We start from the raw sequence: 14,880 nt of genomic DNA, 5'->3' as shown, positions 1-14,880 counted from the left end.
TTAGACGTAATCAGAGGGGAATACCTCGAGAAAGTAGCTAATTGTGTATGAAAAAAACTAATTTATTGAGCTCATTTGTAGATTTTGTTAGATGAAGTTGTTCAAACTAATCTAGCCTCTCATCATAGAATTTCATGTGCTTTATCCTTTTGAGCTGTACATAAAAAATCCCTTTCACCCTATAAGGTAAAAAGGGATGTACAGCATAATAAAATCAACTGCTTTCAATCGTTTTAGTGTGTCAAAACAGGCTAATTTTATGCTAATTATTTCAAAAAGCGATTGGGTATCTGTTGTTTTTCTTCTCCCCATATATAAAAGAAAACCACAAGTAATGTACTTAAAAACCCCATCACAAGAGCATACGTACTGAGGGCTACATGCACTTGACTTTGCATAGCATAAATAAAAATAGCTCCTATCGTTAACAAATTTCCTGTAACAAGCGATATAAAATGAAAGCGTTTATTCATAGCAAGCCCTCCTATTAGATGATAAGGTAATGCTCCATGATGAAGAGAGTTCGCTTCAATTATCGCATAATTCAGAACTTTTATCCATCGCTTTTATTATATTAGTAATATTAAAGATGCTTTTTAAATACATCTTTTTGTAGTATGATTGAGGAATAATAGGGAATATTCATAGATGATTATTAGAAAGGGGAGAGGATGAATGGTGAAATTACGCAATTCATTAACTTTTCAACTTGGGACGATTATTGCTGGTATTTTAGTGGTGATGCTAGGGATTACGTCGTTCGCTACATACATAACTGCTTACAATAAACTATATGATGCTGCTGGCGTGGAGGCCTATGGCTGTGCCAATATCACAACAGGTTTAATTGATCCAGCATTAATGGACAAGGCCATTCAGGGCGATCAAGATGCACAGGCGCGTATTGGACATGATTTAAACTGGACAACGGGCCATAAGGACATTTTTCAAACGCAATATATTTTAGCACTCGATGGCACATTATTAGCGCTGGATGAACATTTAGCTGAGGAAGGTCTCGCACCTGGCGATTCATTTTATTTAGATAAAGAAGCCATTGATATGTTGCTGACACATAAGCATCCAACATACTCACAGCCCTATAATTTTGCTGGTATGGATCGCTTATCAGGCTATGCACCTATTTTTAAAGACCATGATTCTAGTAAAGAAATCATTGCAATTAGTGTCATCGATTTTGATGCCAATATCGTAAAAGAACGAACGTGGGATGTCGTGCGAAATGGTATCTTAATAAGTATTTTCCCTATGCTTATTGCTTCGATCATTACAGGCTTTTTAATTCGTCGAAAAGTGAAACCGATTAGTGTGCTAATTCAGCAGGCTAAAGAAATTGCGAATGGGAATTTAGCTGTACCTGAAACAAAAATTCATAGTAAGGATGAAGTAGAGGATTTAGCAAATACCTTAAATCGAATGACCGCTAATTTGCAAAATATGATTATGACGATGCGCTCCACTTCTAATACTTTAGCTAATAACTCAGATGAAACCGCTTCCACGTTGCACGATATGAGTAATACGATTCAAGGTGTTGCGAACAATATCGAAGAGGTCACAAGTGCTGTGACGGAAGGGATGCATCATGCTGAAAATGCGACAGATGTTCTGACATCTTTAGCAGAGGACCTTCAAATGATACAGCACAATGCCAATGACAGTGCTGAGAATGCTCGACAAACGATGAAATTAGCAACAGAGGGTGAGCGACTAGCAAAGGATATAAGTAATGATATGGCATTGATTCATAACGGTTCAGGTGAAGTTCGACAAACAGTCGAAAACTTGGTCACATCAGCAACCAAAATACAAACGATTACTACCTCTATTGCTACTATAGCCTCCCAAACGAATTTACTAGCTTTGAATGCTTCCATCGAGGCGGCTAGAGCAGGGGAGCATGGGAAGGGTTTTGCCATTGTTGCTGAGGAAGTACGCAAGCTTGCCGAGCAGTCCAATCAAGAGGTTTTACAAGTCGAACAGCTAATTCAAGACATTATGAAACATGTTCAGCAAGTGATGACATCTACGAATGATAATACGCAATATATCGAAAAAGGCACAGAGACAGTGCGTTTAACCGCGCAATCTTTAGGCAATATTTCCACAGCAGTAGCCACAACGGTAGAAGAAATGATTATGCTTTCTCATGCTATGACCGCTGAAAATGAAAAATCAGCTCGTATTGTTCAAATGATTCAACAATTAACAGAATCCATTAGAGATATAGAAGAAACGATGAATATGATTACGGTAGCAGCACAGCAAACAACAGCAAGTATTGATGAGGTAGCACAAGGTTCTAATGAAACAAATCATATGGCTCATACACTTAAACAGCATGTAAAAGCGTTTAAATTAAAAGAATTGTAGAAAGATTAGGACAAGTTGTCTTTTGCTTCTATTGCGAAGATGGTACACTAGCTATAAGATTTGTCTTTTGTGAAGTGGAGGATTTAAATGGTGGTAAAACAACTGGATGAGCAAGTTCAACAAGTTAATGACTTATTTTTGAGTGGACAGGTAAAGGAAAGCTATCAACTGGCTAAAAGAATAATAATGAATCATGCAGTGGTTGAAGAGGAGGCCTATCAATTCATCCAACAGCATGTGGCCATGCTAGAGGCGAACGGGTATGCGAGTATGCCTCACCCCACTGATGAAAAGGTGAAACAAAGTGTAGAACGCACAGATGGTTCTTATCCAGAACGAGATGTTCTCACGGCTTATATTGGGAGTCAGGATGATGAGCAATTTGGAAAAGTAATCGATGAATTATTAGCAGGGTCTATTGAAGCACAGGCGAATGCTTATTATACAATGGCGGAATACTTTGTTCTTGCTGAAGAACGAGACAAGGCAACAGCACAGTATGCAGAGGCAATCAAATTGCAGCCCAATAAGGCGCTCTATTGGGGAGCTTTTGCCCAGTTTTTGAATCGTCAGGAGGGCAGCCCCTATCTGGCATTACGATTAATTGAAGAAGCTATTCTACTAGATGGGATGAATCCACGTTGGCACTATATTCAAGGCAATATTTTTTTACAGCTAGTAGCAGCGACGAAAAATTTAAGCTATTTACCTGCCTTAGAAGAGGCGTGGAACAAAGCTGAAAAACGGTGTAGCGCTAAGCAAGTTGCATTGAAAATGGATCTTGTAAAGTCACGTGATCTGTTAACACAATGGAAAAAGCAAATGCTATAACGATTAAAAACTGTCTAGCAAAGTATTAATAATTATTTGATTTTAAGTATATTTATGCTATCATAAAAAGATAAACGGACGTATGAAGCTTATCGATTACATGAAAGAAGTGTTTTTTTGAGTTTATATGTAGCGTATGTATTGGTAGGACTTGCCATTGCCATGCCTGTAGGAGCTATTACTGTAGAAATGACAAAGCAAGGACTCAAAAATGGTTTTATGCATGGCTGGGCTGTAGGGCTTGGTGGCATGACCATTGACATTGTATTAGTTTTTGCTTTATACATGGGACTAGCCTCTATTTTGGCTATGCCGATGGTCCAACTTCCTATGTGGATTATTGGAGCAGGCTTTTTATTCTTGTTAGGCTATGATTCTATCAAGAATGCAGACCATGATATTACATTAGCAGGAGAAAAAGTAACCAAATCGTTTTTTGCCTCTTATTTTAATGGCTTATTGGTCGCAATTTCGCCTGGTAATCTTGTATTTTGGGTCAATGTATTTGGTGTAGTGCTAGCTAAATCTTATGGACAAGGACAGCCGACAAACTTTTTAATTATTGCTGCTGGCGTTCTTAGCGGTATTTTACTCCACGACATCGGTTTGCTGACCATTGTGTCAGTCACTCGAAAAGCTATGAACCGTAAGATGATTAAGACATTTACAATTGTTGCAGGATTCTTATTGATTGGTTTTGCTGGTTATTTTATATATGAATTTATTCAAGCAATTAAGATATATATATGAAAAGTGCGATCTTCTAGATCGCACTTTTTTTATGGTACCATCAGTGCTGCTTGATGCTCATGGATACAGGCGATAATTTCTTCCGCTACTTCATGCGCTAGCGATAGTTCTGAAGTAAAGCCCACACAGGAGCAATTCATTTCACCTAAAATATAACCATCTTCTCCAGCCTCATTCGTATCTAACATAAAGTCAGCCGTCCAAATCAATGGTAAATCATAATTGCCTAATAGGTTCGTCACTTGTGGGAGTTGTGCTAAAAAATTTTGTACGAGCTCTTGCCAATCTGCAGGCTGGTCATAGCGATATTGGGCACCTGAGAAAAGTGTGGCGCTAAAGGCATCCTCAGTATCTGCCGGTTTTTTATGTACTACATAAATAGGACGGTTTCTTAACATGAATAAGCGAATTTCACCTTCTGTAATTCGCGGAAGAAATCGCATATCGATTAACATACCATTCATCCCTGTAATATACTGCTTACAAAATGTCATGAACTCGCCAAGCTGCCAATATTCAACATGATTATCTTTCGCTTCTGTACATTTGATTTGTGCATTAAGTGGCACTTCAGTGATGCCCTTGGCAAGCGGATTCACCAATTGTACACGCCAAATACCTTCACCAGTTGAACCACGATTTTGCTTCAGAACACGTTCTGTCGAAGCTAAGGAGATAGGGAATTGCTTTTTGAATGCTTCTATAGTGTAGTAGGCATATGTATCATCAGGTACTAAATTCGTTGATGTAAGCTTTGATAGAGCGTCTTTCGAGCCGTAGCTAATCATCGCATCAGGATGTGGCATTCCGATAATTCCAGCCTGGCACAGCTCTCGTAGCATGGTAAAATACGCTTCCTCATGCTGTAAGTTACCAGGGTTTATACGCGATACATAGGCAACACCATGTTCCTTCACATAGTCAAAGATTTGCTGTTTTTTTGTGACATCAAAAAATAGCACCTCTGCATCTTGCCCACGTTCCTTTAGGGCATCCACCATCGGTAGGGTGTCTGGGCGATAGCCGTCGGGTCCTTTATCTGTGCCACCCTCAACCTCGAAAAAAATAACTTTTTTATCCATAAAAATACCTCCTTTTGTCTGCTATTAAATTCAGTATAGTAGACAAATCAGGAAAAAAGATAGATGAAATATGTAAATTTTATGTATAAATTTATATATTACTAGTCCTGTTTTAGGAGGTATTTACTATTGTTTTCGGGACATTTTGAATAAGTTACGCTTCAACCTGTTTTTTCTGAAAGACTGTGAGGTATAAAATCATAAGAAGAATGAGTAATGTGCCTATAAACTGATAGCCCCCAAAGGTAATTTTTAACCACCAGACACTCGTAATAACAGCCATTAATGGTTCAAGGCTTCCTAGTAAGCTTGACTCCTTAGGGGAGAGATAGTGCAAACTAGCAATATAAAACCAAAAAGCGAGCATTGTGCCAAAAATAATGATAAAGAGAAAATAAGCAACAGTGGAAAAGGTCCAATTTGATACATCAATCGCCCAAGGTGGATGGAAAATACTCATTACTGCCCCACCGATAATCATTGACCAGCCAACAACTAGTAATGAATGAAATTGCTGCAAAAGTGGAATCGCATAGAGAGTATAAAAGGCAACTGAAAGCCCTGATAACACGCCCCACAGCACAGCCATAAAAGGAACTGATAAGGTTGAAACGGAGCCATTTGTTAATAATAAAAATGTTCCTACAAGTGTAAGTGTGACGGCAATCCCATCTTGTTTTGTCAATGGATTTTGCCTCGTTAGTAAAAAATAAGCCATGATAAACAGCGGTGCTAAATATTGTAATAAGGTGGCTACTGCAGAATTACCAATCGCGATAGACATCATATAGGTATATTGGACAGCGAGCATGCCGAGTAAACTAAATAAAATTTGTTTAAAAGCATTCTGTTTCGTGCGCCATATGGCAAAAATTGAGTCATGACGGTAGGTTATTTTATAAATAGCTAGTAGCAGTAGGCCAGCCAAAAGTAGCCGACTAGATACAAGCCAGCCCACTTCTATATCGTCTTGTTGGAATAACCTTTGGGCAACGGTCCCACCTATTCCCCAAAAACTTGCCCCTAATATAACAAGAAGGAAGCCCATAGTACGATTTCTTTGGATGATTTGATTCATTTGTTCACATCTCCTAAACTATCAATATAAGGTGATTATAAAGGAGAGAATTGCAAATAAATATCGATTTAATCGTATAAAAATATCAATATATTGAGGTGTTAAGGATGCCGTTGACGCATATTAAAATAGCAAAGGATTTACAAGAATTAACGCTGCACGGGACAAAAGAATTTCCCGTTGCCTTGTATGAAACGGTCATGCAATTAGAGAGGTTGGATTTCCTACCACTCCATTGGCATAAGGAAATTCAATTTGTTTATTTAAAAAGTGGACGAGCTCAGTATCGAGTAGGGGGAGATGCATTTATTTTAGAACAAGGGGAGGGGCTCTTTATCAATGCCTCGGTATTGCATGAAGCGAAGCCTTATGAAATTGAACAAGCTTTGATTTATTGTGTCAATGTGGACCCAATGCTGATAGCTGGTCATGAGGGCAGTATCTTTGCCCCAAAATATGTTGAGCCTTATATCACAAAAAATCGAGTGCCTTATGTCAAGCTGACGGGGGAGTTAGCACAGAAAATAGCATCGATTGCAGCATTGATGCGGGAACAAGACGTATTTTTTGAATTAAAGTTTTGGAGAGAGCTCCTATTCATTTGGGAATCGATGCTAACTCAATCCTTGCTGACAGAAGAAATGATGGATCAATCCTCCATCGTACAGCATGAACGAGCAAAAGTAATGTTGGATTTTTTACATGCACATTATCAACAAAAAGTAACGTTAGAAGATTTAGCAAGTCATGTCTATATAAGTCGCGCCGAATGCAGTCGCTTTTTTAAGAAAATAGTGGGTATGACGCCGTTTAGCTATTTATTACAATACCGACTGCGCAAAAGCATAGAATTATTGCGGAATGGTGAGCTATCTATAACCGAAATAGCTGGTGATACAGGTTTTAGTACGGTCAGTTACTATATCGAAAAATTTAAAGAATACACTGGCTACTCGCCACATGTTTACCGTAAAAAGTTTCTAAGTGTGAAAAATAATTGAACATGTTTGGAAAAAGATCATCTTTTATACTCAAAATATATACAAAATTAACCATTTGAAATAAAGTAAAATTAGCAATAAGGAGGGGGATAGGGAAGGATGGTTTTAAAAAGTAAGCAAAATATATGGCTAGGCTTGTTATTAATCGTGTTAGCCAGCAATTATACACTCTATAACACTGGATTGGGTGTATCCATTTTACCAATCGAAACGAATGGGGTTGTCATGGGGTCATTGATCGACTTTATTGTGGTGATGCCCGTATTATGGATGCTTTATAAAGGAAGGTTTTCGTTCAAGCACGCCATTTTATTAGCCGCATCAGGCTGTATTGCCGCACGCTTTATGATTCCCATGGAGCATCTTCAGCCATTTGTGGCTGTGACATGGGCAGGTTTTGTGATGGAATCAGTTATTATTTTATTAGAAATTGTCGTACTAGCAACACTCGTGCGCTATTTGCCCCAAATCCTGATGGAAGTGCGTAGGAGTTCATTGCCAGATCTCTTTTCATTTTCAAAAGCTGTAGAAAATCATGTACCCAAGCATCCTATCATTCAGATGATTTGTGCGGATATGCTAGTGCTATATTATGGTTTTGCAAGTTGGAAAAGACAAGAACGTCAGGGCTTAACTTTACATAAAAATTCGAGCTACATCGCTTTTCAGCTCATGATTATTCATGGCATTGCCATTGAAACGATTGGTATTCACTGGTGGCTACACGAAAAATCAATAGTACTTTCCATTGTTTTGCTCCTTTTTAATATGTATTCAGTGATTTTCTTTTTAGCGGATATGCAGGCCATTCGTTTAAATCCTGTTTACGTAACAAATGATACATTGTATTTATCTCTTGGACTAATGAAACGAACTGCCATTCCATTTGCTCAAATTGCAGCAATCGTGGAAGATAAGGAGCAGCTAGAAGGAAAATTATCAAAAGATACGATTGATTTTATAGCCCGTGATTTTGCTGAAGCCTACCCACAATTCATTTTGAAAATGAAAGAGCCTGTAGAAGTGACATTTATGCTAGGAATAAAAAAGCGCTATAATCAAGTAGCCATCAAGGCTGATCAAGTACAAGAGTTTAGACAAATGCTTGAACAAGGAATAACAAAATAACTATCCTAAAACGGGTGCTCCTAATATGCGTGCACCCGTTTTATGAATCGCTCAAAGTAAGTCTGTAAAAGTAAGATGTTCCATTCTATAAAGATGGCTTATGTATAGCCTGTAAAAATAATAATATTATTTAACCAAATTTTAACCTTCGTTTTTTATAGTATTTCATATACAAAAGTAGGAGGAAAGGGAATGTAAAGGTCGTGTCCAAACTAGATAGAGCTTTGTGAAATTTTCTGAGTATTGAATAAAAGGTGAAGAACCTTCAATAGAAAAATAGTATAATAAGCTTATACACTAATATACAATTTCTGGATGTATCTTAAAGATTTACATTCTTGTATACCTCATTTTAATGTGCTTGAAAAACAACCTCGATTTTTGGCATAAATGTATAAATAGTGATTTAGTTTCGTTGGAATTCTAATTAACAAATGAAGGTAGTATAACTAGATAGAAGAGGGGGTTCGTTTGTGAATGATTGTATCCTTTTGCAGTCTAATCAAGATTGGCACTTACAAAGAATGTATATGAAGAAATTTAACAATCTGGTACTCGTAAAAAGTATTCATCAAAATTCTGCTGAGACAAGAGCCAAACTGCAATATGAATTTACCTTGTTTTCCAATGAGCAAAATCCTTGGCTATTGAAGCCGATTGCTATGGATTATATAGATAAACAATATGCGATTATCTATGAAAATTTTAATGGTGTGCCCCTAAAGCAACTCGGAAATAACCTTATTTCTTTACATCAATTTCTACTAATAGCGATTGAGCTTGTGAATATTTGTATTAAAATGCAACAAAGTAATTTACTTTATTTGCACCTTCATCCTGATCAAATATTAATCAATCCAAATTCGTTCAAAATAAAATTATTAAGCTCCGAGTTTAGTTCGAAATATGATGCAGAATCGCCAGTTGTAATTGAAAATCCCTATGAAAGACGGGATCAGTTACCTTATTATGCACCTGAACAGACGGGCAGACTTCATTTAGATGTGGATTATCGTACGGATTTATATGCACTTGGTATGATTTTTTACGAAATATTGGGCGGTCAATTACCTTTTCAAGCAAAGGATGCTGTAGATTTAATTTACGAAATCTTAACCAAAAAGCCAGAATCCTTGATGAACCTTCAAAATAGTTGTCATCCTCTCCTTTGGAAGATTATTGACAAGCTTTTAGCTAAAAATCCGGTTGATCGTTATCAAAGTGCAATGGGTTTGAAAGAGGATTTGCTCTTTATCCAACATAGACTTACGGCAAATAAATCACTTGACGACTTCCCACTAGGTCAACAGGATTTACAGTTGAATTCGGGATTGTCTACTAAGCTTTACGGCAGAGAAGAGCAATTTGCAGAGCTTTCCTCTCACTTTTATCAGGTCACAAAAGGTGATAAAAAAATGGTCACTATTTCAGGGCAAGCAGGATATGGAAAATCCAAGCTAGTACAAGAGCTGAAGGGTGAAATTGCGGCGGCAAAGGGCTATTTTATTGCAACGAAGTATGAGCAATTACAATTAGAAAATGACTATACCATTGTGGTTCATCCGTTAAGAAATTTATTGAAATTGGTTTATATGGAAGGTGAAAAATCTGTACAATTATGGAAAAAATTATTCCAGGAAGTCAAATTAGTTGTGACAGATGAGCTTATTCATTTATTACCTGAACTCAAATGGTTTGTGAAGGAAGAAGTAGGCTTTCAAAAGGAGGTTCGTCAAAATACAAAACAGCTCCATTCCTATACGTTTATTTCGATTCAAAAAATTTTATTAACATTTGCAATACAAAAGAAACCGGTTGTATGGTTTGTTGATGATTTGCACTGGGCCAATCAGAGTACGCTTGAAATTATGGCACAAATTTATGAGCAGCAACGAGCGGGGTACTTTATGATGATTGGGACATTCCGAGTGAATGAGGACAGCACAGAGGAAAAAAGTGAGCAAAGAACCACTGTTTTTTCCAATTGTCACCATATTCCTTTACCCCTTCTTCAGGAACAACATGTGCAGCAATGGCTTGAGGCATCTTTCAATGCTCAGCCGCAAACGATACAGGTCATTGCTAAACAATTATTTAATTTGACCAAAGGGAATCCACTCTTTGTAAAAGAAGCGTACCGTTCACTCCAGCAAGATAACACGATTTATTTTAATACGACAACAAAAGAGTGGCAGTTTAATCGTCAGAAATTCAATTTATCTCGTTTAAATAACGAGCTACTTGCTTTCATTGAGAATAGAATGGCTAATTTAACGACCGATGTCCATGCTATTTTACGACTTGTCGCATGTTTTGGTCAGCGTTTTGAATTTAGTGATGTCTTAAAGCTTGTCTCCCTACCTGCTCAAACATTATTGAAATATTTAGAAACACTTGTGGAAAATGGTTTTATTATTCCGTTAGATGCACATTATAAATGGGCGAGTACATTTGAACATGAAGGAATTTTGCATACATTTTCGACAAAATTCCAATTTGTCCATGATCGTATTCAGCAAGTAGCCTATCAAGAAATTCCGTTACAAAAGCGCATCAAGCTGCATTATCAAATTGGCCAATTACTAACTGAGAATTCTCCAACGATTGCAGACCATGATCGTTTAAACGAAATGGTTATGCATTTTAATTACAGCCGGCAATTATTGACGAGGGAAGAAAAACAGAAGTTGGCTCTCTGGAATTATCAACTAGGAATAGAGGCTAAAAGAATAGGGTTGTTTGATAATGCGCTTAAATTTTTTACAACTAGTAAAGAACTATTAACACCGGATCATTGGATAACTAGGAGAGAACTGTCTGTTAAATTATATGCGAACTTAGGAGAATGTGAATATATTGCAGGGCACTATGAACGCTCTGAAATACATTTAACAGAAGCTTTGCAGCATTCAGAGACAGTGTTAGAAAAGCTGATGATTAATAATTTAAAAACGATATTATATATTGAATCTGATAATCCTAGTATTGGTCTAGAAGCAGGCTTGGCGGGGTTACAAGTTGCAAATTTGAAAATTACGGCAGCTCCTAAAAAATCACAGCTTCTCAAAGAATATCTATTATTAAAATTAGCATTGCGACATATGTCTGACCAGGATTTATTGCAACAATCTGCAACAAATAGTAAGGAAATTGATCTATTAATTCATTTAATTATTAATATGACGGCAAGTGCTTTCCTGTTAAATCCTAACTTAACGGGCATTCTTTTAATGAAAGGCATGCGCCTACAGTTGAAGTATGGTACGACACCGAAAAGTGCCATGGTATTGATTAATTATGCCATGCTTTTAAATGCGGGATTTGGCAATATAAAAGAAGCTGCTCGCTTTGGAAAACTGGCCATCACCGTTGCCGATACGCAAGAGAGTATTTATATCAAAGGACATACTTATTATGTGTATGGGGTGTTTATCAGCCATTGGACAGAGCCGTATGAAGCCAGCATTCAATATATTAACGAGGCTCAACAAAAAAGCCAAGAGCTCGGCTTATATCATTTAGTATCCTCAGCCTCTTGTTTTATTGTCGCTATTCGACTTATTCAGGGGGCTTCCATTCAAGATTTACAGCAGGAAATTAGGCGACAACAAGATGAATTTTCCATACATGCAAGTACTTTATCGATTGATTTTTTAGCTGAAATGGGAGGATGGATGAATGCTCTGCACGATCCACATCATCCTGTACATTGGGGGTACTCCTTTACGATACAGGATCAACCTGCTATTAAAATCATGCATTATTCAGTACGTTTACAAATGTCCTTTTTATTAGGCGATGAAAAGCAAGGAAAAGCGATTTTGATAGACTTAAAGGAATTAAGTAAAGAAACCTATACATTACCGATTTCTACCGTTTATTATTTTTATCGGGCTATGTGGCAATTTCATTTTCTGCAGCGCCTCAATGGTGAAGCACAAGAGCGACGCTTATATCTATCTGACATACAGCAAAGCATAAAAAAATTTAAAAAATGGGCCAGTTATTCTCCTGCCAATTACGAGCATCTCTATATCTTATTAATGGCAGAAAATTACCGTTCCAACAACAAAGAAAAAGATGCTGAGCTCTATTATGACCGAGCTATACAATTAGCAAAAATGAATGGCTTTATCCAAGATGTGGCACTTGCTTATGAACGAGCAGCAGACTATTATCGCGCCAAACAGCAAATGAAAACAGCAAGACACTATATATTAAATGGTATTCAAAGCATGCAAGCATGGGGAGCCGAAACGATTGCTAGAAGATGGGAAAGTGATTATCAAGTAAATCGCCAACCAGAAAGTCAGCGTAGACAATCACTTACGTTTGATATGATGACTGTATTTGAGACGACCCAATCTTTTGCAACAGCCATTCGCATGGAGGATCTCCTGCATAACATATTGTTTTCCCTGTTAAAGCATGTGGGAGCAGATAGTGGTTACTTTATTCATAAACAGCAGCAGCAACTACTGGTGTTGGCAAAGGCAGAAGCTGCGGAAAATGCCTTTACGCTGTATGAGCAACAAAAAATAGAGGACTTTAGTGCGAATATGCAGTCTATTATACGCTATGTTCTTAAAAGCAAAGAACATGTGATTATTCAAAATGCTCAAAAGACACAGCATCCTCTTTTATCTTATTCAACGGCGAAATCTATTCTTTGCTTACCGATTGTTCATCAAAATGAAATTATTTCGATTTTATATTTTGAGAATACGTTGCTGACAAATGCCTTCCATCCATCTCATGTCCAGCTTCTGAAAGTCATAGCTGCTCAAATTGCCGTATCTTTTGAAAATGCCAAAATATATGGGGATTTAGAAAAGCGAGTACAGCTACGTACAAAGGAATTGGATGAAACCAATCGGCACTTGAAAAAAATGAATGAACGTTTAGAAAAAAATGAACTGGAACGCAAAAAACTTTTGCATAGTATTTCTCATGAGCTACGTTCCCCACTAACCTCTACTTTAGGATATATAGAATTGATGCTTGAGGGCGTTATCGTGGAGGAAGCGGCTAAAGAGAAATACTTACTAAGAAGTAAGGAAAGGCTACTATCATTAAACAGCTTAATTCAAGACTTGTTTGATTTAGCGAATCTAGAAGCGGGTAGAGCAGAATTTTCTTATACAGAGGTAAAGGCAAAGGAATTATATCAACAAATGGCAAATCGATATAAGGATGACATCAAACGGTCAGGATTAACCTATAGTGCTCACTTTTATGGTCATCAGGAAGCACAGCTACTGATTGATGAGACAAGAATCAACCAGGTGATTGAAAATATGATGACTAATGCGATGAAATATACATCAAGTGGTGGTATTCAATTGTCCATGCATGTGGAGGACAAGCATTTGATTTGTTCGATAGCCGATAGTGGTGTTGGTATTGCTGAGAGGGATTTACCTTTTATCTTTGATAGCTATTATCGAGCTACCCATATCCATGCATCCGATTCACATGGGATCGGATTAGCCATTTGTAAGCAAATTGTGCACCAGCATAATGGCGAAATTTTTGTTGAAAGCATTGAAAATGAAGGAAGCATATTTAGCTTTACATTACCATTAGCGAAAGTATTGGTAAATAGTTAACAAGAGTGATGAGCCTTATCTTAATGCTCATCACTCTCTTTTATAGACGAATTGATAGCCAAATCCTCTCACCGTTTGAATCCATTTTGGTTTAGAGGGGACATCTTCAATTTTGCGCCGAAGGGTACTAATATGGACAGAGACAGTTTTCAAATCGGTGACACCGTCATAGCCCCAAACATGGTCAATGAGCTGGTCAACACTAATCACTTGATTTGCATGCTCCATTAGAAAAAAGAGGAGCAGTTTTTCCTTTGTGAACAAGTTTAGAAGCTGACCATCTTTATAGACGTTTTTTTCGTCAAAATGAATAGATAAATTATCAATATGTACAACATGATTTTGCTTAGATGGGATTCTTCTTTTTAAATTGGCTTGAACACGTGCCAATAATTCTTTCGGAATAAATGGCTTTGTTATATAATCGTCTGCCCCAACCTCAAAGCCTTCAAGCTTTTGTTCAATTAAATGATTGACGGTCACAAAGATGATAATGGCATCCGATACTTCTCGGATTTTTTTGGCTAGCTCAAAGCCTGTACCATCCGGTAAATTAACATCTAACAAGATTAAATCGGGTTGTTGCGTGCCAACGAGATGCCAACCAGTGGATAGGGAGGGTGCCTTTAATACTGTATAGTTAGCATTCACTAGCGTTAGCGATAAAACTTCCATAATATCTATGTCATCTTCTACTATTAAAATCTTCTCGTTCACCATATCACTAAATCTCCTTCCTATTATAAAATATACCAACTTTTATCTCGGATGGGAAAGAGAAGGTTTAGCGCTTGTGTCATTTTAACACTGCAATATCCTATAGAGCAAAGCAATCAGGGAGGACTGTTTATGGCTAATAAACAGCAAGAGGCTGGGACAGAACTCCATTATTTTGAAAAATAGCGAAAATAGATAATAGTTTTTTCGCCTCATTGAGTTAAATATTTCTTCCTAAATCAAAAAAATGTCAGACCGATTGTATCTTGGTCTAACATTTTTTCTTTTTG

General features: G+C 37.2%; 10 protein-coding genes. 6 read left to right on the top strand and 4 right to left on the bottom strand.

The window, feature by feature from the left end; genetic code table 11:
• Positions 1-266: 266 nt before the first annotated feature.
• Complete coding sequence (locus AC6BKE_RS21630; protein WP_036119912.1) at positions 267-473, bottom strand: hypothetical protein; 207 nt, start codon at positions 471-473, stop codon at positions 267-269.
• 202 nt (positions 474-675) lie between these two features.
• On the opposite strand from AC6BKE_RS21630, the gene AC6BKE_RS21625 reads away from it, so the two are divergent.
• The 3 genes from AC6BKE_RS21625 to AC6BKE_RS21615 all read left to right on the top strand — a co-directional run bounded on the left by AC6BKE_RS21625 (position 676) and on the right by AC6BKE_RS21615 (position 3,975).
• Positions 676-2,394 carry a methyl-accepting chemotaxis protein gene (locus tag AC6BKE_RS21625; protein WP_499858008.1) on the top strand — a complete coding sequence of 573 codons (1,719 nt, stop codon included), beginning with the start codon at positions 676-678 and terminating at the stop codon, positions 2,392-2,394.
• 87 nt (positions 2,395-2,481) lie between these two features.
• Entirely contained in the window at positions 2,482-3,225 is a 744-nt protein-coding gene (locus AC6BKE_RS21620; RefSeq protein ID WP_036119916.1) for a tetratricopeptide repeat protein, read from the top strand.
• A gap of 117 nt (positions 3,226-3,342) precedes the next feature.
• The gene (locus AC6BKE_RS21615; protein ID WP_036119920.1) at positions 3,343-3,975 is read left to right on the top strand and encodes a LysE family translocator; all 633 of its coding nucleotides are present in this window, start codon (positions 3,343-3,345) and stop codon (positions 3,973-3,975) included.
• A gap of 29 nt (positions 3,976-4,004) precedes the next feature.
• On the opposite strand, the gene AC6BKE_RS21610 is transcribed toward AC6BKE_RS21615, so the two are convergent.
• Together AC6BKE_RS21610 and AC6BKE_RS21605 are read right to left on the bottom strand one after the other, a co-directional pair.
• The gene (locus tag AC6BKE_RS21610; RefSeq protein WP_036119923.1) at positions 4,005-5,057 is read right to left on the bottom strand and encodes a Cj0069 family protein; all 1,053 of its coding nucleotides are present in this window, start codon (positions 5,055-5,057) and stop codon (positions 4,005-4,007) included.
• A 154-nt stretch (positions 5,058-5,211) separates the two neighbouring features.
• Positions 5,212-6,135, bottom strand: a complete 924-nt coding sequence (locus AC6BKE_RS21605; RefSeq protein ID WP_340809201.1) for a DMT family transporter — start codon at positions 6,133-6,135, stop codon at positions 5,212-5,214.
• Positions 6,136-6,242: 107 nt separating this feature from the next.
• On the opposite strand from AC6BKE_RS21605, the gene AC6BKE_RS21600 reads away from it, so the two are divergent.
• From AC6BKE_RS21600 to AC6BKE_RS21590, 3 genes are all read left to right on the top strand, one after another.
• Positions 6,243-7,136 (top strand): AraC family transcriptional regulator, encoded by an 894-nt coding sequence (locus AC6BKE_RS21600; protein ID WP_036119929.1) that lies wholly within the window; start codon positions 6,243-6,245, stop codon positions 7,134-7,136.
• A gap of 99 nt (positions 7,137-7,235) precedes the next feature.
• Positions 7,236-8,264 carry a hypothetical protein gene (locus AC6BKE_RS21595; RefSeq protein ID WP_036119931.1) on the top strand — a complete coding sequence of 343 codons (1,029 nt, stop codon included), beginning with the start codon at positions 7,236-7,238 and terminating at the stop codon, positions 8,262-8,264.
• A 473-nt stretch (positions 8,265-8,737) separates the two neighbouring features.
• Entirely contained in the window at positions 8,738-13,873 is a 5,136-nt protein-coding gene (locus tag AC6BKE_RS21590; RefSeq protein ID WP_499858005.1) for an ATP-binding protein, read from the top strand.
• A gap of 30 nt (positions 13,874-13,903) precedes the next feature.
• Here the strand turns inward: AC6BKE_RS21590 and AC6BKE_RS21585 are convergent, their stop codons facing one another.
• On the bottom strand, positions 13,904-14,593 hold the full coding sequence (locus tag AC6BKE_RS21585; RefSeq protein WP_036119936.1) for a response regulator transcription factor: 690 nt from the start codon (positions 14,591-14,593) through the stop codon (positions 13,904-13,906).
• Positions 14,594-14,880 lie beyond the last annotated feature (287 nt).

This window comes from Lysinibacillus sp. COL-1, assembly GCF_059814265.1.
Note: the sequence above shows the minus strand (reverse complement) of the source record. Positions and strands in the feature narration are given on the sequence as shown.